Origin of the sequence: Flavobacterium sp., from assembly GCF_040383245.1 — a bacterium.
Lineage (GTDB): Bacteria > Bacteroidota > Bacteroidia > Flavobacteriales > Flavobacteriaceae > Flavobacterium.
In genome coordinates, this window is sequence record NZ_JBEIDX010000002.1 from 115,050 (window position 1) to 136,844 (window position 21,795).

Consider the following 21,795-nt stretch of genomic DNA (forward strand, 5'->3'; position numbering starts at 1 on the left):
TTATTAAATGGAATTTCTAATTCAATATTCAAATGAATGTATAGAAAATCAATCCATTCGAAATTTAAGGATTTTTTCAGGTTATAAAAGAATATTTTTACCCGCTTCCAATTCCTTTCGTCATTATGTAGTTGTGATCGGTTATTCTGGAGGAGGTTGTCAGGAAGAGTGTTCTTATGTAATGTATGGTTCAAACCCTAATAATTCAAAAATTAATAGGGCCTATTCTTCTTTTCCAACAGATTGGGAGTACGAACATTTTAATGAAACAACCAATGAAGTTTCAATAGAACTTGATGAAATTGATAATAAGGTTTTTAAAGAATTTCAAACGGTAATAAATAAGCACCTCCTATATAGCGAAGACGAAGATGGTTTTATTTTAAACCTTGAAAATGAAGAAATTATTGACACTACATTTTATACTACGCCAAAATTCCCAATTAAGATTTTAGAACAACTAAATTCGGTTTTTTGGCCTTTTTCGACGAGTTGGTAGAATAATTTTAATGTAGGTAGAGACCTCAATTTTTAATTGTTTGATTAATAAGAATATGAAAATAATAAAGTACAAATGTATTAACGAGGCTTGCTCAGGAAAAAATTTGGAATATTTATCAGAGGATAAATGTCCTAATTGTAACAATGAATTAATTAAAAGTTACATAGGGTTCTCAGAAGCTGACTTGCTAATATTTATTGGTGAATATCCAAGTGCTATTAATAATCCACTAGTCTTATTATATTCTACTCAAATTTGGTATAAAAGACTTCATTTTATTTCTGATATTCTAATTGGTTCAATGAGAATATTAGGGAATAGTAAAATAAATATTTACAAAAATTCAGAATTTAAAAACATTGATATTGATGAATCCATTGAAAAATTAATGGAGCATGAGACATTAGGAGCTTGGCCAGAGTTAATTTCAAAAATTTATGTACATCTAACAACTTCTAATATAAAAGAACCAATAGAAAATTACTCTGCGGTTTTGGGTAAAAGTTCTAAAAATCAAAAGAAAGAAAAGTTAGAGTCTATTGAAAATAATTATACTGATGAATTTGGTAAACTTCAAAAAGTAAAAATTGAAGGAACTCCCTTGAATGTATTAATCAATTTTAGAAATAAATACTTAGGTCATGGTGCTGTAATTTCAGAGGCAGAATGTGAACTTATTTATTCTACTTATGAGCCAATTTTATTTCGATTTCTTAAGCAAATTGAATTTTTAAAAGCAGAATCCTATAAAAAAATAAATATAGAATCTCTAGCAATTGAGTTTCCCAATAAAGGAAACTTTTATTGTGCCAGTGAATCTTGTTTATTAGCTATTAATAGAATTCATTTTTCTTCAAGTCAACTTTGCCCTAATTGTAAAGTGCCACTAACAATTAATGCTGCTGATTTCATAGATTTTAAAGACAAAAAAATCATTAATGAGTTTCCTTACTTATTAGCATTTCCGTATCAAAGGGCTTTATTAGAGCAAGACCCCTATAAAAAATTACATTTGTTAAAAGAAACATTTTTAAATTATTTAAAGTACTTAGGTTTACTTACTGCTTCTGAATATTTTAATAGTAGTTTGAAAATCAAGAGCATTAATAACAACTTTAGAGAGTTATTGTATCGTCCACAATTTGGTTTTTGGAATAAATTTATTAGAGAGACAATAGTTACTTTAAATGATAATAATAACCAGTGGTTTATTAAGGAATTGCCCGGATATTATGACAAAATTGAAACTTCAATATATGACCCAAATGGGGAACATAAAACAGCTATAAGTAAACTTATTTATTTTAGAAATAAATATCTTGGACACGGTATGGTACCAAGTGATATTAAATCAATTGAATTATGGGAAAAATATTTTCCAATATTAAAAGAATTATTGGTTGAAATGGACTTTTGTCGTCAATACTCAATGGTAAGTTTTGATAACTTAAAAATGTGGCGTTTAATGGGAACTGAATTTAAATCTTTACCTAGTACCTCTAAAAACAAAACAGCCGATAGAGTTCAACTTTTAAACGCAAAAGGTGATGCCATGAATTTAGTACCATTTTTTGTTTTACCTGGTGAAGTTTTTCGTAAAGAAACATCTTCAAAAGCTAAGTTGATGGTATATGAACAGAATACAGGGAAGCGCATTATTTTCTTTAGTCCTGAGAGTATAACCGATGAAACTTCTGGAGCTGTTTTAGAAAGGTTGAATTTGTTATTAACAAATAAAGATAAAGAAGATCCCTATACAGAAATAACATTTACATCTGAAAAATTCAACCAAAGTCTAACATACAGGAATAATGAAACTGTAAGAACTTTGATAAAAGAAAGGAAAGTATTAGAAGGAATATACCAGTCAAGAGAAGACGCAGAGATTGCTCTTCGTTCTTGGATTGGAGCTAGAGCAGGTTTGTTTTTTATTTCAGCTGAAGCAGGAAGCGGTAAAACAAATTTATTGGTTGAAGTTAGTAAACAATACCTTGAAAGAGATGTAAAAACCATTTTGCTTAGAGCCAATAGAATGGCCCATACTGATTTATGGGACGAAATAAAATACCAATTTAATTTATCTCAAGATTTTGAAATAGAGAAGGCTATTTCTTTTCAACGATTTACACAAGAAAATCCATTTACTATTTTAATAGATGGAGGTAATGAACATGCTAATCCGAATGGTCTTTTATATGGAGTTATGCAATTTTTAGATAAAAATAAAGGAGGTCATATAAAAGTAGTTTTAAGTTGGCGGGTGAATGCTAAAAGTGAAATTCCAACAATTGAAAATAAATATGATGAATTAATCTATGCAGATAATTTAGAGGGTAAAGACGAAAATATTTTAGCTAGATATTGCCATTGGCTAACGCCATTAAATAAAAAAGAATTAGAAGGTGCTTGGAATTTCTACATCACAAAAAATTTAAAAACACATAAACCACAATTCTCACTAGAAGAATTAACCTATCACGATAGATCATTAACGGACCAACTAAATAATCCATTATTACTTCGTTTGTTCTTAGAACTATTTCACAATAGGAACTTACCAAAAAACAAAGGATTCATAAATATTTGGTCTATGTATCATGAAAGAGTTATTGCTGATTAATGAGAACTAATAAAGAAATCATATTATTTAGAATAGCTGAGTTAATGCTAGAAAAAGAACAAAATAAATTGTTACTTGACGATTTATATGAGGACGGTATTATTGGTCCTTTTGTAAGAAATATTCAGATTGACAGTCCTTTTCAAGAATTAATATTTCAAAGCATATTATCAACAAACTCAATGCTAGATAATACGATTGTAATATGTTTTAGTCAAGAGGCATATTCGCATTTTGTTTTAGGCAAATTTTTATATCAAGATAAAAAATATCAAAATATTGAATTTTTATTTAATTTATTGTCAAGTAACAAACTCAACTATTTAAAGAATGCCGTTGAAATTTATCTTATTGAAGATATTAAAAATAAAAGATTTGATAGAATTACTTGGTTAATTGACCAAGGGGGTATGAGTATTGATATAGTAATAAAACCAATAATAGAATCTTTCTTAATTATTGATAACTCACAATATCCTTTAAATGAAGAAAAATATAATTTATTAATTAGAAAAAATGTAACTGATATTTTTAATTTATTATTGAATGAAAAAACTGAAAACGATTATATCTGTATAAAAAAGTGCATAAAGGAGTGTGATAATAATTATAAAGTTGGCCTTCTTAAAATTATTTCTGAAACAGTAAAATCTAAATTCAATTTTAAAAGTTTCGCAGAGGTAGAAGCTATTGCTAATTGTATTATATTCTTTAATGATAACAATGAAAAACTCATGTACATTGATAAGATAGAAGAATGGATACTTAATAATAATATTACCAACTTACAGAAAATTGATTTATATACAAGTTGTATTTTAGTTTGCCGATCACTTTCTAACCATAAAAAAACAAAATACTTTAGTCAAAAATGTTTAAAAATAGAATTGGAAGATTTTGGTGAGATGCATCTTTTTGTGGCCAATAGTTACGATACAATAGGACAAATTTTTATTATAGAAGGTAACTATGATGAAGCGATTCTAAATTTTGAAAAATCATTCAAAATTAGAGAGAAATTATTACAAAATTCAGATGCACAATTAACAGATTCACTTCATAATATAGCATTAGTACATTCTTATAAAAATGAGAATGAGCAAGCAATAGAATTATATGAGAAAGTTCTAGAAAGACGAATAAAGTTTGAAGGTTTAGTTAGTTTGAATACAGCAATGGCAATTACTAATCTGGGTACTTGTATTCTAAATGAAGAAAATAATGATGAACTTGCTATAAAATATTTATTAAAAGGATATGATATCAATGAAATGATATTAGGGTATGATAATTCCATAAACACAAATGTAAGACCTTTTATAGCAAGATATTATTACCAACTAAATAATAAAAAAATAGCAAAAGAATACCTTACTGAAAATATTAAAATAATTGAAAAAACACTTGGCAATAAAACTAAAGATTATGCTTTTGCACTTTGGCATTTAGTAACCTATTATGAATATGAAGAAAGATTTTATTCGGCAATTAAAACAGCGGAAAAAGCTATTCCAGTTTTTTTTGAAAGCTTAGGTAAATCACATGAATTCTGTAATAATTTATATCAAGATTTAGGTGATTTATACTTTAAAAGTAATAATGCTAGTAAAGCAATAGAATGCTATAATAAAAGCGTAAACCTAAAAAAAGAGGAGTTTCCAAATGAAGATAAATATTGCTTTGAATCTCTGAATTCTATTGCAGAAGTATATTTGAATGATGCTAATTATAATTATGCTATTGAATATTTCAATAAAAGCATAAACTGTATAAAAAATAATTCTGATTCAAAAGAACAATTAGCTGGTGTGTATTATAGTCTTGGCATTTGTTATAATTTTAAAGATAGTTTGGACATTGCAATTAAATTTTTTAAAAAATCATTTAGCTTGATTAAAGGAAGTAACAATTCATTTCAATTAGCCGATTGCTTATTCAAGCAAAATCAAAAAGAAAAAGCATTAAAATATTATATTATTTCTATGAAAATTAGATTTAAAAACCTTGGATTAGATGATGAAGCAACAATTGAGGTTACTAATAAAGCAATAGATTTAGCAAGTCAATTGAACTTAATGAAATTAATTCCAAAATGGGCAATCAAGTAATGAATACTTCTAAAGAAATAATATTACTCCGTCTAGCTGAATTAATGTTGTTTTAAGAAATAATAAATTAAATTTTAATCTGTAAAATATAATTGAGGTATGCCTAATATTCAAATAATATTTTCACATAAATGAAAGTGGAATATGTAAGTTATTAAACGAGAAAATAGTATTTTAGCAACGAATTAAAAACCAAAAATATTATGAAAACCTATATCATCTTACTTTTATTTATAAACGTTTACTTACTAATTGACTATATATTAGACAATTATTATTTTAACGGAACACGAAAAGGGAATGTTTTAATTTTGAACAGACACTTCTTTTATGAGTTTTTTCAAATTGGGTTAATTGGGATATTAATTGTAGCTCAATTGTATTATATAAAAGACATTCCATGGTATGGATGGTTTATGACAATTATATTTATTATTACTTGGGCCAGTAGAATTTATACTACTTTCAAAAATAGAAATTGTGAAATTCAAATTGGTAAAGACAATATCGTTTATATAAATAACGAAGGAAAAACTTTATCTATTGAAGCACCAAATTTCATTTCTATAAAAAAAGTAAAAAGTGATCGCCTCACAATACAATCTGAAGCAACCGATTATGTAGTTTTATTTAAAAATGAAAAAAATGAAGAATTAGAAATAAATTTACATACAAGTTCTTTAGATACTTATGTGACTCAAATTTATAAATCAATAAATAAGAATTTTTCTAATGCGAAATTTGAAGGAATTCAACCTGGTAAATATTTAAACTTAAAGAACTTGAGTATTTCTTTCTTAGTTTTAGTTTTAATGTTTATAATACTTTAATGATTTTAATATTAAATTTTAGTAAAATAATTCAAAACGAAAAAATAGTAAATTAATAATAAAATAAATAATAATAACAATGGCAAAAACATCTTTAAAGGTAGATAATGATTTTATTTTCTCATTTCCAAAAAAAGTGCTTGGAAAGGAAAATGAACTAATTCCAAATTATATAAAAAAACATTTTCTTGACAATTACACGAATGTACAATTGAGTGATGATCTTTTTGCAAAGCGATCTTATCCACTTCCAAGAAATACAAATCCTGATTCCGAAACATTATATCTTTTTGAAATCGAATTTACATTTGCTGGAAAAAAAATTGGTGGTGTAAGATATTGTCCGGGGTTTACTGAAGATTCAAAAATTAATATCAAACTAGTAGATGAAAATTTTGGAGAAGACGAAGAAACTTATTATTTGAAATTTAATATCTCCGCTGACATACTATGGGATTTCAAATCCACTCATTACAATAAATTTAAAGAATTTGTTGAAAAAAATGAAGCAACATGGGAAGAATCTAAAATCTATATTCGTTTTAACTTTAGAAATAATTTTTTATATCTAAATGCATTAAAATATGATGAAAAAGGAAATTTAAAGGAAGCTCAAGAAGCAAATGAAAATAATATAAAATACATTCTTGAAAATACCCCTAATATATTTTCATTAGTTCAGAATTTTATTCCTGAAAATGTACCTGCTAATTGGCAAACAATTAAGGAAAAGAACATTGAGTTCAAAGGAAATTATTTTAAACATCTGTAATGAACGATTATATTTAATAGGACTTAGATACTATCTAGTCCTATTAAATTTATACAATCCTAATTACTTTACCTGGTACTAAATGTGAAGTGTCATCGTCTGCGCCATAAAGTGTCCATAACATAGAGCAATTGGGTTTTATCGTTGGTTTATTAGCATAACCATCTGTAAAATAAACACAGCCACCTATTCCTAGATTTCTGTTTTTATTTAACCATTCAAATACGGGGTCGAAATTAGTGCCTCCACCACCTTTTAATTCTGGTAAGGAGGCATTTCTTTTTAATTCCCAAACTTTATGTACTTTACAATCACATTCAATAATGGTGATTTTAGCCCCTGTTTTTTGAATTCCAATTATTTCATTCCAAAATAATTGCAATGTCTTTTCATCTATAGAACCCGAAGTGTCAATAGCTACTGCAATATGTTGGAGCCGCTTAATTTTAGTTCCAGGATTTCCAGGATAGCGGGTACTTTCTTTTCTTCTAGTAGATTCTAATTTGGTTTTGCCACAAGAATTTGAAAATATTCTCAGTACACGTTTCCAAGAAACTTGAGTTTTCTCATTCATTCGAGTTAATTCCCGCTGGATTCCTAAGGGTAAATCTCCAATGTTTTTTACACTAGATTTTTGCAATGCTTGACCTATTAGTTTTTTTACCGCAACATCAACAATTTTGTCATTTGAACCTTCACCTTGTTTACCATTTTCCCATAAATCATGATAACCACGTTGCTTTTTATTACCCTCAACCGCATCTAGAGTATTTTTGCTTTTCGGATGTTTATTTCCAGCATCTGAATTACGTAATTTACGTAATTTTTCATAATACCATTCAAAAGTTTGCTCTGGCAATAAATCTAAATCTGGAAAACTACTTAATAATAGAGCCCCTTCTGGCAAAGGCCAAGGAGTTACATATTGATTAACAACTAAATCGGCTGCAATATTTTCAAGTTCCCGATCATTACCGCGGCTTCTAAATAAATGTTTAAAAACTAAATGTAAAATTTCATGTTTTAGTACGGCTATGCGTTCTTTATCTGATAATTCTTTGACAGTAAACAAGGGATTAATCCATAAGCAAAATCCATCATTTTTATATGAAACAGCCATGGTTGGTATCTCTTCAGATACAATTCGTGATAATCCGGATAATACATGTGCATAAAAGGGCTCCTTTCGTAATAATTCTACTCCAGCTTTAGCAACAGCATTATTTGCCTTATTTAATAGGTCATTATCCTTTTCCATCACTAGTTTAAATCATCTTAAGTATAGCTTCACCAACTTTTGGATTTTTACATGCTTCCAATACCCCTTTAGAAGAAGGTAAATTACTAGTGCCGATTCCTGATAAATCACGATGCAAAGCAAATCTTAAATCACCAGGAATTACATCCATTAATAAAAATGAAGCTAAATTATCTGCTAAATTTTTGTGAGGGGTAAAATCTGATTTTTTTAGTTCTATAACTAAACGTGTACAAAATGTGCTCAACAAATCAATTCTTTTAAATCCTCCTTCACCTGTAGCCAATTCATTAACAATGGAAACAAAATCATTTGTTTTTTCAGCATTAAGAATAGTTAAGGGGTGCGGTATTTTTGTAAGTGCACTTTGAATAAAAGTAATAAAACTAGTAACCGTTTCTTCATCAAGACAACTAGATGCAATAATAGCTACAAGATCAATAGATGCAGCTAAATCTGGAATGTTATGAATTTGTCCAAAAAATTGAACTAATGACCTCGGAGTAGTTCTTTTAAAAGTTATAACTTCTGGATAGGTTAATATAAAATCTACCCCGCGACTGTCAATTCCATTTTTTATTGCCCATTCTGCCCATGATTTTACATCAAAATTTAGTGTAAGATGCAGCATTCTTGTTAGCATAGCATCATCCATTGGAGTTACAGAGTATTCGCCGCTATCCGGATTGGCAGTTGCTATTATTTGCCATTTAGGAGGCAACGACCAAGAGAACATTTCAAAATTTTGAAGTAACTGCATGGTTCCTCTAAGAATTCTATCATCGGCCCGATTCATATCATCCAATAATAAAATTCCGGGACCTTCATCAGTAGGAACCCAATCTGGCGGCATATAAGCGGTACGCTCATCGCCAATTTTGGTTGGGTCTGGATCTATCTTAAAAGGCAACCCATGCAAATCACCCATTTCTTCAAATTGTGCTGGGGCGCAATAAGCGATTTTCCATTTTTTAGATTTTGCTATATCCATAGCAATTTGGGTTTTACCTAAACCATGTGTTCCCCAAATACAAATTGGGGTAGGGCGTTTGCCTGTTTTTTCTTCTAATGCTAAATTGGTGTCAAAAAGTTGTTCTAATACTTTTTGCATTTCGGATCCGCCTAATTGAGCGCCTAGGCATCCTTCTTGATTAGTTGTACTCATGATAATTTTGTATTTTTTAAAATTCCATTATTTAAAACAAAGTCTTCGTTAGATAGTAATTTAATAAGAAATTTTGGTTCATGTAAAAAAGCTTGTGTAAGATCTAATTCTGTTAATTTTTCTAATTGTTCCATATTTTCAACCGAATAAAACCAACCTTTTAGATAAATATATTCCAATTTTTTCATCGAACTATTAAATGTAAGTTTGTTTAATGCAGCGTGAATAATTAGTCTTAAATCTTTACAGTTTACTAAATGTTCTAATCCATTAATTGTATTGCAATTTAGATTTAATTTTAGGTACTCCAAACTCGCGAAGTTACTTGAAAAAACCACATCAACAAGTTGTGTTGCGTTGGCAGCAGATTGCCCGACATAATATTGTTCTTGAATTGTCAATTTAACGAGGTTTTTGTTAATCGCCATGCTATCAAAATTCAATATCTCTTTAATATTTGAAATGTGAATGTCAACTATCGAAGGAACCTCAGCCATATCTATAAAATCAAATGAGGCAAACTCTTCAATTTGAATTTGGTTTAACCTTTTGAATTTTGAAAACTTCCCAATTGAATTGAAATACGGTATAAAATCAAGATTGGTTAAAGACCCAAGAGTTAATTTAGGTTTATTTACTTCTACATTACAATTCAAAAACAAAGCTTCAATTTTGGTCCTATGTTGTCCGGCTATTGAGGAATCAGGCGCTTCAAATAATAGTAATAAACTAATCAATCTTGCGGTATTTTCATCTTCCAAAATTGATTTTGGTAAATAACTAAAAACTAATTTTCCTGTTTTTTCATTGTAATCTACCGAGTTGTATAAACGATTTAACTCCTCTGGGTCGCATTGACTCAAAAGCATAAATCCTTGGTTGATACTATCTGCCTCTGCCACATTAAATAGTTCAATTATTTTACTGATGGAAACAGCCGAACTGGTTGTTTTATTTTTAGGTTTTGATTTGTTATGTCTATTTAACTCATCAAAAACTTGCATCCCGGTAAGGTTTAATCTTTTAGGTTTAGGTTTTATAGCCACACATCCAGATAACTTTAAATCGGAAATCGCAGTTAAATTAGCTAAAGGTTCTAAAGATGTAATTAGACTACAATTAGTTAAATCAATTTTTTTAAGTTGTGTAAAATTTTCTAAACCGTTAATGTTTTCGAGTTGATTCAAATCGTTTAACACCAATTCAGTAACATTTGGAAACTGATGTATTCCTTCAAGATTTGTTATTGTAGAATTGGTGATAAGTAATTTTTTAACGCTTTCGCAACGAATATTTGGGTCTTTAAATAGTTTTTTAAGTTCGTTGTTCGCATTTAAAATTAAAACGGTATCACATTTTATTTTTTCAATTCCATCTAAAGATTCAAGTGATGATTTGTCAATATTTATAAATAAGCGTTCTTCTTTTGTGTTTTGATAAACATCACCGTAAAAATGGCGGTACGGTCGTTCTCCTATTGCATTAACATGTACAATCGGAAACTCGTTGTTTTTATAATTTAATAAGGATAATAAGGTTAATTTATTTGTGCTAATTTTAGGTCTTGAATTTAATTCTCTAGAAAAATCCAAATACATGGATCTTCCTTCTCCTTTAATATCGATAGTAAGTTCGATTAATTTAGGAAGCATAATTAGTTCTATGTCTTTAGCTTCGCCATTAATTTGTAGGGTTTCTAAATCTAATACTCCGTTTAATTCTACTTCATTGGTATTGTAATCAGCACTTGGACATAATTCTATATCAATATGTTTTATACCTTCTACACCATCTCCATCATTATAATAATTATTTAAATTTAGTTCATTTTTAATAACCCCTTTAATGTCGCCTTGATGTATTGAATTAGAAATATTGAAAGACACTAAATTGGGTAACTTGCTAATTTCTATAGGTTCAATACTACTACTTCCTTTAGATTCTGCATCAATAGTTAATCTTCTTAATAGCGAACAATTATTAAGTCCTTTAATAGTAATAGTATCTTCTTTACTTTTCAATTTAATAGTAATCTCTTCAAGAAGTATATTGTTTGAAAAATTTAGTACTCCATTTATAGAACTACTTTCGAAGGCAAATGATTTTAGGTTTATTAATTCCGAAAGTGCGTTTTCAGAAAAATTAATTTTATAATTATCTTCAATCGATAAATTGAAGTTTTCTAACCCTCTAGGAATTCGCTCAGAAATTGTTTTAGCAAGGTCATTGTCCTTTATTGAAGTTGGAGCATTATTATAAATATTGAAAAATACTGAAATTTCCATTACATCAGCGGGTTGTCTCAAATATGTTTCAAAAAGTTCAATACTTTTAAATTCAAGTTTTGTAACCCTTAAATTTTTAATTATATCATGTAGTAGTTGTGCTGATAAATGATTCCAATCTGAAGTTAGTGAAAGTTTGTCAAATTTATCTGTAGAATCATAGTAAGATTTTTCTTTAGTATGCCTTATTCTATCCTGGTTTTTTGCCTCATTGGGCAAACTTCCTTCTGGAGAAAAGGCCATAAGTATAGCTCTAATCCAATCGGATTTCCATCTATCGTCTGGATTTGCTGGATTTTGCATCCAACCCATTGACCAATATTCGTTAATCACCTCAACTGAAAATAAGGGTAATAAGGTTACTGCTTGGTCCAAACCGGTTTCCCAATCGTTAAACAAATCTCGTAATTGACTGATTTTATAGTTTGTGCTCATTTTTTTTATTTTTTATTTATTAGAACATCCACTTGGGCAACTCTGATTCTTTATTAATTTCTATAGTAATTTTCAATTTTAATCCAACAATTCAATTGAAATGACACCTTCAAAAGGATATTCCATTTCTTCATTAAATTTTGGTGTAAATGATTTCCATGTTATGGAAAATGTTTTATTCAAATATTTTTTATTGGGGGTAACACCGTAATCACTTTCTGGACTTTCAACAACTAGTTTATACTTTGAAGGTAATGCCGAAAACCCATGGCTATTTCCATCTTCATCTATAAAAATATAGTGTACTAAATCTCCTTCTTCATAGCCTACAAATTTAGCTTCTGTTTTTTGTAATGGACCAATAGTATATCGCGCGGCATAATCAGATTCATTAAAATCAGAGGATGTAGTTTGGCTTGTGTCTGCTAATGTTTGTGTTGTTTTTACATTGTTGGGTTCTGAATTTGAATTGCTTTCTAATAACAATTCAATTTCTTTATCTTGTTGTTTTTGTTTGTAATTATTATATAGTTCCTTGCCAACAGAATTATACCCATAATAAATAACTCCACCAAAACTGAAAAGCACTAAAATGATATAAAACATACTTGATTGGCTTTCCTCTAAATTGACTGTATAAGAGCAATTGGAACAGAACCAATCGTAGAAATTAGTTTTTGAAGTACTTGTTTCAGTTCGGATATCATATTTAGCACCATCTACTGAAGTGCCCGATTGGTAATACCCAATTCGTTTGCCACTACCGCGTTCATAAATTACGTAACTTGAAGATGTACTGTACCGGGTAGTTTTTGTGTTTATATCCGCATAAAAACTATGATTATAATTACATTTAGGGCAATAATTATTAAACTTAATTTTAGTTTTCAACATATAAAATCCAATAGCAAACAAAAAGAAGTATCCACCAAAATTGGCGAAGTCACTATTCTCAAGTTTAAAAAAAACTATAATAAAAGCTCCTATAAAAAACAACAAGAGTATTAGACCCAAAACTTTAAAATTTATATGGTAGAATATGTTTCTTTTAATGTTTGTTGAACTGAAAAATGATGGTTTCATATTTTACATATTTATAGTTCTTTAAATATACATACCGTATAATCTTTTACCTCAATAGAATTATCAATACTATTTACAATTTTAACTGGCAATGTTTCAAATTTTATAAATTCTGACTTGCTCCCAGAATGTGCATTGATAAAATCTTGTAGCTTTTTTGCTACATCAGATGCACTTGCGTTTTCATCTATTTTAATGCCGAATGGCATTACTTTATAATTTTTTATCATTTTGAGTATTTTTAATTAATTCTATAAGGTCTAATTACAGCACCGGTAGTAAAGCTAATCCACTCGGCTTCGTTGTTATTAATGCCGTCATACATGTATATAATTCCTTCTTTACATTTAAAATAGGTTTCTGCTTTAATCCAATGAATTTCATCTTGATGTTTAATTTTAAAGTAAACCGATTGATTGGTTTCATCAATTTGTTTTTTGGCTTCCTCCATTTTGTCTAGATGCTTCCAATCGAAAGAATCTTTCCAATACTCTAGGTTTTCATTGGGTTCTAAAGGATGTAAAACAACATTTCCACCAGCATTATAATACAATAACCATTCTTTGTCATTGATTGTTTGTCTGCTAAAGGTTTCAATTTCGATTTTTGAAATACAATGAACTATAAATATAGAGATTAAATCCAGAGTTACATAAAATTCAAATTCTACCTTACTTGGCGTTCCGTGACCTCTGGTTTTATTTCGGATATAAGCCAAGTAGTTAAATAAGTCGAATAGGGTGGGCTCATCTGATACTTTTTTATCGTAGTGAAGATCTGTAATTAAGTATTTTCGTAGTCGTTCAAAATTACCACTGTCTGTATAATTTGTCTTTAATAGTTGTTTTATCGATTTCTCAAATGCATTTAGCGTTCCTTTTTCAGTTAGTGTTCGTAAGAATCCAACACAAGGTCCAAAGGATAATTGACTATATTTTGCATTTCGATCTTCAACACTATTCTCGTTTTTATTTAAATCAATATTTACTTCATTCACTAAACTAAATAAGTATCTTGCAGCTACTTCGGCAATTGAAAGGGCATCTACAAATCGAGAAGGCACCGAACCACCTTCACGCATTTGCCTTAAAAGAGTGTTGATTTCAAAAGGTCCCTTATTTATTAGTTCTGATTGTAATTGCTCATAATCAATTGTATTCTCTTTAAAGTATTCACGAACCAACATATTGATTCTAACTGACTCGGTATTGATTGAATTGATAAATGTATCAATTGTTTTGGCTTCTTCTTCAGGATTATCATTAAGTACAAATGGCTTTTCATCTATAATACATTGTTTAATGGCTATTCGTTCTCTCACACAAGCGGCATATTCATTTTCTATGGGATTTGAATACTTGTCAATAGTTTGATTTGCTATTGAATAATAATCAATCACTGTATCTACCCGGCCGGAAAAACTAATAAAATCATTTTCTATTCTGATAATTTTATCAGATTGTTCTCCTCCATCGACCAAAATCAAATGATGTGATAATGGGATTAGTTCATTTAAATTTTTAATTGAATTATGCTTAACAATTACATTTTCATATGGACTTAAAACCAGACCATAAGTAAATTCTTCTTTAATATTTATAGCAATTCTTTGAACTAACAATAAAAATTTATTTGTCAATAAAATTAATCTTAAGTAATTATAATTACCAGTAACAATAGTTTGACTATCATAAAATTTAATTGGGCTATTAAATAAACTCCTATCAGATAAAATAGTAGTCATATTGCTAAAGAAAAATAATGCTCCAATAAAAAAATACGAATAAACTGAAAACCCAAACAAATAAAAAACAATAATGCAAGGTAAAATTATTGGTAAAATCTTCACAGTTTTTTTCCAATCATCAATTAGAATTGAATCATTTGACAAAAAAAAACTTGGATAATTTGAACCTCTTGGATTAAAAATAATGAAAACTATTATTATCCATAGAAACCATGAATTAGGAACTAAAATTAAAGAAATCCAAATTGGTGTAAAAAACATCATATTAGATCCAATATTGTCTGGCTCAATTTTAAATAATTTCTCATATTTATATGAATTAATGGAAATCATAATTATTTGTTGAAGATGTAATAACCATACTAACATTAAACCTATTTTTAATTTAAAGTCTAAAAAATCGCTTATTGCAAAAATCGAGAAAATTGTAAATAGTTCTAAAAACAAATAAATAGTAACTTTGATTCCAATATTTTTTTTAAGGCTATTAATTTTACCATATAATAAATCATAATATATATGATTTAAAACAGCAATTAAAATACCCCAGAAAGCCATTTTTGAATATACGAAAACCCAAAAAAAAGATACGTACCACTGAAATTTAGATATAAAAAATACTAATTTTGATTTTTTTATCTTACCTAATATTTTAGTTGTTTTTGTAAAAAAAATAAATAAAAAAAACACTTGTAATGCATGCCAAATCCAAGGGTTAGTATCTAAAATACCTTTAAGAAAAGTGCTGTAGTAGGTAATTTGTTCCATGTATTACTTGTGTTTTATTGGTAATTCTTTTATTATAAACTTTAATTATGCGGAATAACCTTACTATTTATAAATCTTGAAGGAATTCCTAGTTTACTTAATTCTGAGCCTCTTAATACAATATCACAAGCATCATCTAGATTGTTTAAAAAATTTAAATCAGTTAAGGTAGCTACTCTATTTACAAATAGTTTATTAATTGTCTTAGGCAACACAATTGAACTTCCACTTCCCATTGATGCTGATTGAATTCTTAATTCTTGTAACTCACTAAAAATAGTAAAGTCTAATGCCTCAGTTAGTTTTTGTCCTAATTCATCTCTAACAAAAATGTCAAATGAAACTAATGAGGATGGAAATTCAACTAAATTAAAAACGGCGTCTTTACCAACATGATCAATTTTGAGTGTTTTTAATTTTTTTAGTGTTTGTAATTCATTAAGATTTGACCAATTTTGAAGTTTTTGAATGTATAAACTTTCCAAAAAAGCTAATTTTTCCAGTCCTTTAATTGACTTTATTTTTGAGGCACTATATAATGTAATATCTTGAACATTTGGAAATATCTCAGAAATCCACTCCAAATCTTTGCTTTTTAATGATTCTATGTAGATTTTTTTTACTTTGGAGGGCCAATCCTCACCATTTTTAATTTCAAAGGCTTTTGGATAGTTATAGGATAATGTAAAAACTGAAATATCATCACTAGAAAAGGTAGCGTTATTGATATCAGGGTACTTTTCGATTAATTCATTAAGTGTCATATGATTTTATTTTTAAGGTTATACTATTTTTTTCTTTTTTTAATCCACTTCAATATATTTTTTCCAAATACATAAAACCCAACTCCACCACCAATTACTAGAACAATTGAAATAGTGGTTACCCAATAGATTTCTGAGCTCCATCCTAATATTTTTTGTCCTTCAATTAAATAATCATATACTGGCTGTACAGAAGATACTGAGGTAAGAACGGTAACAATTCCTAAAATTTTATTGGTTTTATCTTGCTGTTCTTCTTGAATTTTTTGCCCTACTGCAACGATTTTCTCATTAAGTAATTTTAGTTCTTTTTCTATATCAAGTGAAGTCCTAATTTTATTATAAATTTCGGTTGGTAAAAAATTATAGGAGATATAATTAAAGTAAAATTTAGCAAGGAAATCTTGAAAATTAGATCTTCTGTCTTCATCTAAATCTGCAATTTCAAAATTGTATTTAAATAGATTGTATTTAATAAATAAGCAGTAAAGATAAATACCATGGTAAATGTTTAGATAAGTGCTTTTTTTCCATTCGGTATCTAATATCTTATTTCCTACTACTGTATAGGTATCAAGTAAAGCTAACCCTTCCCAATTATTAAAAATTGAAATGGAATTTTTATTTGTCAAATGGTTTACATAATCTTTATCCATGGAGTCGTAGTTGTTGCCAATTGCAGAACCAATTCTAGATAAAGTTCCGATATCGAACAGCAATGATTTCATTTCATTTTTTTCCTTAAGTTCTGGAATATCTAACACCATGTATAGTTTATATTTAGAACCTGAGTATTCATCAACTTTGATAGAATTTCCTCTAGTACCAGCTCCAACTAATACTTCTTTTTCAATGTATTGATGCCATTTACTGTATTGGGTATGCTCAATGTTAGTTTCAAAATTACGTGCTAAAAATGCTGCATCCGAAAATTTTGATAAATCTGTGATTTCAGTTTGTAATTTTAAATTTAGAGTAAATAATCCAAACCCTTCTTCAAATAAATCAAGACGACTATCAATTATTTTTAACTGAACTTCTTTTGATTTAGTTATTCCGTCAAATTTATAGGTAAATAAATCTACAATTGAGTTTTCAGTATTTTTTCTAACTAATATTGAATGCCTTTTTTTATTATTATTAAAAAATTGATTTCTTAAATCAGGGTAGAAAAAATCTTTACTGAATTTTTCTGAATCTTCAGAAAACAGTAGCTCTTCATAATTAGCCTGTGTTGCTTTCTTTTGAAATTCTTTATCATAATTAAATACCCCTGTAATTTTAAGGATATAATTTTCGATAGCGTATTGCGTATAATCTTGTTTCATGGTTACCATTTTAATTGAATTCCGAAATTTAATGTGTAATAATAATTTGATATTGGTACGATTCTGTAATTGTCATAGGTGTGGTCCCAATGAATTACAAAATTTGTGTTTTTTGTCATTTTGATGTAAGTGTTTAATTCAAAAAACCATCTCAAATTTGCAAAGTCTTGGTTTAAAGGAAATTGAAAATAGGAGAGTGTTGAGACGTCAACATTGTCATTAATCTTATAGGCCATTTTCCAATAATGATTCAATCGGAAAAAAGAGCGACTATTGGTGGGGGTTTCGCTATAGAGTTCGGAATTTTCTACTCCATTCCAATTCCATTGTTCCAATTCATAAAAAACACCTAAACCTGCATATAAATCTACTTTCTTTTTTTCAAAAAAACGTTTCCGAATGTTTGACCCCAGCACCTCTCTATATTCCATACCTAAAGCACCATTCCACTGGTATTGCACAAAAGCCTCTGTACTCCATTCTCTAGTATCCATGTCTCTGTATCTAATTTGAATAAATCCTTCATTTTGAATTACCTCTTTTCCGTTTAAAGTTATATCATTACTTATGGTTCCTACTATAAAGTAATTATTTTCAAAAAAATGATTCAATTCAAATTTTGTACTTCCATCTAAAACATTATTTTTTAACTTATCTGAACTAAATGAAACATCGGTAAATCCTGCCCATTTACTTGTAATTGAATCGGTTTGTGTGATCCTATCTACATTTAAAATTTGTGAAAATAATGGGGAAGAAAATAGTGTAAACGCAATGATTATTTTTAGTTTAGAAAACATGATTTGGGGTAATTTGTAGATTTATTTGGGGTAAATATTAATTTTCAAATGCTATTTTAAGTTCTTTTTCAATGGTAACTTTATCTTCTCCAAAAGTTACTCTGATGTAAATTGAGGCTGTTTTTCCTTCAAAATCATCAAAAAACACCATGCTCTGCTGTGGGGAATAAGTATACTTTGAATAGGTTGCAAAATAGGTTGGGTAAGCAGGGTGATTTACATTCACATTGGGATTATGTTGAATTTCATATCCTGCTAAATTTTCAATAGTTGTTTGTTGAACCAATTGCGGAAAAGTATAGGTTTGAGTTCCAACAGGAATTGGAGTGTTCATTTGGTTACTTGTCCATAAACCTAAAAAAGAATATACGGGATAAGTCCATATTACATTTCCTAAAGTGTAGAAAAAATTAGAATCAAATCCTGTTGAAACTAATGGCACGCCATTAATTACATAATGAGGATCTAATGGAGATATTGTTCCTTTTACTGTAAAATAATCTAATCCAGCATGTTTAATGTGCCATACACCCTGATTGTCCTGATAGGTCCCGGGATGGCCTAATGTATCAATATAAAAGTTTGCATAACAGTCTCCGTTTAAACATGTATTTTGAATTGGACTTTCTTTTTCACAACCCAATAAGGTCATTATAACTAATAATGTAGTAATTTTTTTCATAATTTATTATTTATCGAATCATGGTCATTTTATTATTAATAAAATCAACCGTTCCATCCTCGTTTAATTTAAACTTATACCTACTCGTTCCAACAAAACTAGCATGCATTGCATAAAAAATATTCTTTTTATCGAGTTCGTTAATTAAAAATATATCTTTTCTGAATTCGGTCCAATTTTTTTTTGATTCGTAACTTCCAATTTTTTGATACCTAGCATCGGACTGAATTTTTTTAATTTTTATTGTTTTTACGACCTCTCCATTTACTATCTTTTCAGTTTCAACTTCTTTTTCATAAATATTAAATTTAAAAAAACCTTTAGTTTTAATATACTTTGGATTTGTTTTAGAAGCTACGATTGCTTTTTCAAGTAGTTTTTTATAAAATTGTTTATCCATTATTTTAATTTAGGGTTTGAATAAAGTATTCCAAACTTTCTCGTCAATATATAATTTACATTTATCATTGATTAAAGCACAATCAATTTTAAATGTTTCATTTGTGCCAAGTATAGTTCTTTGATAGGTAAGTGACCAACTTGTTTTGCTTTTTTCTCTTATTCCTACACGTTTCATTGAATATCCAAATGATGCATTTGATAATTTATTTATTAAAACGCTTTTAGTTTTTCCTTGAATAGCTGGTCCGTATAGAAAAACGTACATTTTTTCGTACTGCTGGTTTTTATGTAAAATTTGTAAATAGTTCAACACATCAGTATTGTAAAAACAGAGTGGGTTTTTATATAAAGAACTATCGTTTTTTTGACAATAGATTTTGCAAGTTGATGTAATCGCTATTAAAATGACTACTAAATGGAGTAATTTTTTCATTAATAAATATAAGAAAGTATACAATCATGTAAATATATAATTTTTGCAAAAATTATTACTAAACAACTAAAAGATTTAATTATAAACTAACTTTCATTATAGAATTAATTATTTAGTGATTATCATCTTGTTTGAAATAACCTTTTAAGAAGGCATATACAATAAAAGGCCATAGCAAAAAGAATAAAAATCGTTCGCCGTAGCTAGAATATTTTAATTCTTCGTCGTCATTTGATTCAAACAAATATTCAAAAAACATAACTACTATTAATCCAGAAATGAAGTAAGATTCGATGTAACACATAATATTAAATTTTGGTTAATATAAATAGAGGCCTCTTTTCACTACAACGCATCAATTTGTTAAATAGTATGCTGTATTTAAGAGTGTTGGTACTATTAGTTAAATATATATTAGATTATTTACTTTTTTGTTATGAGCAAATTTAAATTTCCAAATAGACGAAAAATGTCGAGGCACTTATTAATTTTGTAATAAATTATAAATTATCCATATTCTTACATTTGTATCATAATTTCAATATTGGTGAAAGTTGATATGACTATTTTCTTAATACTAATTTAATATGATAACAATGACATGTTCCATAAATTAAATATAGAAATATAATAACTGCTATGATAAAAGTTTCAAGAAGTAAAATAGATCTTTTTTTAGAATGTCCTCGATGTTTTTATCTTGATGTGGTAAAAAAGATAAAGCGTCCTCCTGGATTTCCTTTTAATTTAAACAATGCTGTAGATATGCTCTTAAAAAAAGAGTTTGATAGGCATCGTGTGGCGGGAACGAGACATCCAATTCAAATTGAATTCGGAATTGATGCCATTCCAGCTCCACATCCTATGATGGATAAATGGCGTCAATCTATGCAACATGGAGTAATTTTTCAGGATGAAGAAAAAGACTTGCACCTTTATGGTGGTATCGATGATTTATGGATTAATTCTAAAGGGGAGTATCATGTTGTTGATTATAAAGCTACTGCCAAAGATAATCCGGTAACAGAATTAGCAGAATGGACAGCTGGCTATAAACGCCAAATGGAAGTATACCAATGGCTGCTAAGGAAAAACGGTTTAAAGGTTTCTAATACAGCCTATTTTGTGTATTGCACTGGGGATAACTCTTTAGAATCATTTGATAATAAAATAGAATTTCATTCGCATATTATTCCCTATGAAGGCGATGATAGTTGGATAGATAATGTAATTAATGATTTATACTCGTGCTTGCAAAGCTCTACCATTCCTCATAAAAGTTATTCCTGTGCATATTGCGGTTTCTTTAAGAAGTTATATGTAGAGTTGAAAAATGATAGAAATTTACTATCTAATTAATACGATAAAACAATAAAAAATTACGTAAACTAAGTTTATTTAAATTGCAAATATTTTTTTATTATTTTTATTCAATTAATAGTTAAGTGTCATAATTTGTCTATTTGAACTTTTATATTTGGGATAATAATTTACAAAAATCCTGATAATTCTAAACTTATACAAATAAAGTTGAGTTGTTTGAGGTAGTTTATTAATTTTAAATAAGTAATTAATATAATAATTTAACAACAAAAAAATGAGTACAACAGTATTAAGAACAGCATCCGGAGTTAAAATTGGAGAAATTAGAGATGAGGGAAATAAACTAGTAATTTATAGTGCTTCAAATGTAAGGAAAGGGCATTATGATAAATCTAGTAACATTACTTATTCTGCTTCTAATGTAAAAGTTGGAACAGGTAATTTATTAACCACTTTACTTTAAATTAATATATTAATTTATGTAGTTTAT

Annotated in this window: 20 protein-coding genes; 7 read left to right on the forward strand and 13 right to left on the reverse strand. The window is 28.2% G+C overall.

Going from position 1 to position 21,795, the window contains the following annotated elements:
* Nucleotides 1-7 precede the first annotated feature (7 nt).
* The 5 genes from ABWO08_RS01515 to ABWO08_RS01535 all read left to right on the forward strand — a co-directional run bounded on the left by ABWO08_RS01515 (nucleotide 8) and on the right by ABWO08_RS01535 (nucleotide 6,832).
* Nucleotides 8-499, forward strand: coding sequence for a hypothetical protein (locus ABWO08_RS01515; RefSeq protein WP_353083285.1), 492 nt, complete (start codon nucleotides 8-10; stop codon nucleotides 497-499).
* A 55-nt stretch (nucleotides 500-554) separates the two neighbouring features.
* The gene (locus ABWO08_RS01520; RefSeq protein ID WP_353083286.1) at nucleotides 555-3,122 is read left to right on the forward strand and encodes a hypothetical protein; all 2,568 of its coding nucleotides are present in this window, start codon (nucleotides 555-557) and stop codon (nucleotides 3,120-3,122) included.
* Nucleotides 3,122-5,230 (forward strand): tetratricopeptide repeat protein, encoded by a 2,109-nt coding sequence (locus ABWO08_RS01525; RefSeq protein ID WP_353083287.1) that lies wholly within the window; start codon nucleotides 3,122-3,124, stop codon nucleotides 5,228-5,230. Before ABWO08_RS01520 ends, ABWO08_RS01525 begins: the two co-directional genes overlap by 1 nt.
* A 203-nt stretch (nucleotides 5,231-5,433) precedes the next feature.
* Nucleotides 5,434-6,060: a hypothetical protein gene (locus tag ABWO08_RS01530; protein WP_353083288.1), complete on the forward strand. Its 627-nt coding sequence runs from the start codon at nucleotides 5,434-5,436 to the stop codon at nucleotides 6,058-6,060.
* A gap of 79 nt (nucleotides 6,061-6,139) precedes the next feature.
* Nucleotides 6,140-6,832 carry a hypothetical protein gene (locus ABWO08_RS01535; RefSeq protein ID WP_353083289.1) on the forward strand — a complete coding sequence of 231 codons (693 nt, stop codon included), beginning with the start codon at nucleotides 6,140-6,142 and terminating at the stop codon, nucleotides 6,830-6,832.
* Between the two features lie 49 nt (nucleotides 6,833-6,881).
* On the opposite strand, the gene ABWO08_RS01540 is transcribed toward ABWO08_RS01535, so the two are convergent.
* The 13 genes from ABWO08_RS01540 to ABWO08_RS01600 all read right to left on the reverse strand — a co-directional run bounded on the left by ABWO08_RS01540 (nucleotide 6,882) and on the right by ABWO08_RS01600 (nucleotide 20,286).
* Complete coding sequence (locus tag ABWO08_RS01540) at nucleotides 6,882-8,090, reverse strand: vWA domain-containing protein (RefSeq protein WP_353083290.1); 1,209 nt, start codon at nucleotides 8,088-8,090, stop codon at nucleotides 6,882-6,884.
* Nucleotides 8,091-8,097: 7 nt separating this feature from the next.
* Complete coding sequence (locus ABWO08_RS01545; RefSeq protein WP_353083291.1) at nucleotides 8,098-9,255, reverse strand: ATP-binding protein; 1,158 nt, start codon at nucleotides 9,253-9,255, stop codon at nucleotides 8,098-8,100.
* Nucleotides 9,252-11,975, reverse strand: coding sequence for a disease resistance family protein (locus ABWO08_RS01550; protein ID WP_353083292.1), 2,724 nt, complete (start codon nucleotides 11,973-11,975; stop codon nucleotides 9,252-9,254). Before ABWO08_RS01550 ends, ABWO08_RS01545 begins: the two co-directional genes overlap by 4 nt.
* A 78-nt stretch (nucleotides 11,976-12,053) precedes the next feature.
* Complete coding sequence (locus tag ABWO08_RS01555; RefSeq protein ID WP_353083293.1) at nucleotides 12,054-12,869, reverse strand: hypothetical protein; 816 nt, start codon at nucleotides 12,867-12,869, stop codon at nucleotides 12,054-12,056.
* Nucleotides 12,870-13,069: 200 nt separating this feature from the next.
* Nucleotides 13,070-13,267, reverse strand: a complete 198-nt coding sequence (locus ABWO08_RS01560; RefSeq protein ID WP_353083294.1) for a hypothetical protein — start codon at nucleotides 13,265-13,267, stop codon at nucleotides 13,070-13,072.
* 32 nt (nucleotides 13,268-13,299) lie between these two features.
* Nucleotides 13,300-15,174: a hypothetical protein gene (locus ABWO08_RS01565; RefSeq protein WP_353083295.1), complete on the reverse strand. Its 1,875-nt coding sequence runs from the start codon at nucleotides 15,172-15,174 to the stop codon at nucleotides 13,300-13,302.
* 440 nt (nucleotides 15,175-15,614) lie between these two features.
* On the reverse strand, nucleotides 15,615-16,337 hold the full coding sequence (locus ABWO08_RS01570) for a hypothetical protein (RefSeq protein WP_353083296.1): 723 nt from the start codon (nucleotides 16,335-16,337) through the stop codon (nucleotides 15,615-15,617).
* A 23-nt stretch (nucleotides 16,338-16,360) separates the two neighbouring features.
* Nucleotides 16,361-17,665, reverse strand: coding sequence for a hypothetical protein (locus ABWO08_RS01575; RefSeq protein WP_353083297.1), 1,305 nt, complete (start codon nucleotides 17,663-17,665; stop codon nucleotides 16,361-16,363).
* 2 nt (nucleotides 17,666-17,667) lie between these two features.
* On the reverse strand, nucleotides 17,668-18,465 hold the full coding sequence (locus tag ABWO08_RS01580) for a DUF481 domain-containing protein (RefSeq protein ID WP_353083298.1): 798 nt from the start codon (nucleotides 18,463-18,465) through the stop codon (nucleotides 17,668-17,670).
* A 37-nt stretch (nucleotides 18,466-18,502) separates the two neighbouring features.
* Nucleotides 18,503-19,147 carry a hypothetical protein gene (locus ABWO08_RS01585; protein ID WP_353083299.1) on the reverse strand — a complete coding sequence of 215 codons (645 nt, stop codon included), beginning with the start codon at nucleotides 19,145-19,147 and terminating at the stop codon, nucleotides 18,503-18,505.
* A gap of 10 nt (nucleotides 19,148-19,157) precedes the next feature.
* Entirely contained in the window at nucleotides 19,158-19,547 is a 390-nt protein-coding gene (locus ABWO08_RS01590; RefSeq protein WP_353083300.1) for a hypothetical protein, read from the reverse strand.
* Between the two features lie 9 nt (nucleotides 19,548-19,556).
* The gene (locus ABWO08_RS01595) at nucleotides 19,557-19,814 is read right to left on the reverse strand and encodes a hypothetical protein (protein ID WP_353083301.1); all 258 of its coding nucleotides are present in this window, start codon (nucleotides 19,812-19,814) and stop codon (nucleotides 19,557-19,559) included.
* A 280-nt stretch (nucleotides 19,815-20,094) separates the two neighbouring features.
* The gene (locus tag ABWO08_RS01600; protein ID WP_353083302.1) at nucleotides 20,095-20,286 is read right to left on the reverse strand and encodes a hypothetical protein; all 192 of its coding nucleotides are present in this window, start codon (nucleotides 20,284-20,286) and stop codon (nucleotides 20,095-20,097) included.
* A 335-nt stretch (nucleotides 20,287-20,621) separates the two neighbouring features.
* On the opposite strand from ABWO08_RS01600, the gene ABWO08_RS01605 reads away from it, so the two are divergent.
* Nucleotides 20,622-21,341, forward strand: coding sequence for a PD-(D/E)XK nuclease family protein (locus ABWO08_RS01605; RefSeq protein WP_353083303.1), 720 nt, complete (start codon nucleotides 20,622-20,624; stop codon nucleotides 21,339-21,341).
* Nucleotides 21,342-21,579: 238 nt separating this feature from the next.
* Nucleotides 21,580-21,768: a hypothetical protein gene (locus ABWO08_RS01610; protein ID WP_353083304.1), complete on the forward strand. Its 189-nt coding sequence runs from the start codon at nucleotides 21,580-21,582 to the stop codon at nucleotides 21,766-21,768.
* The last annotated feature ends 27 nt before the right edge of the window (nucleotides 21,769-21,795 follow it).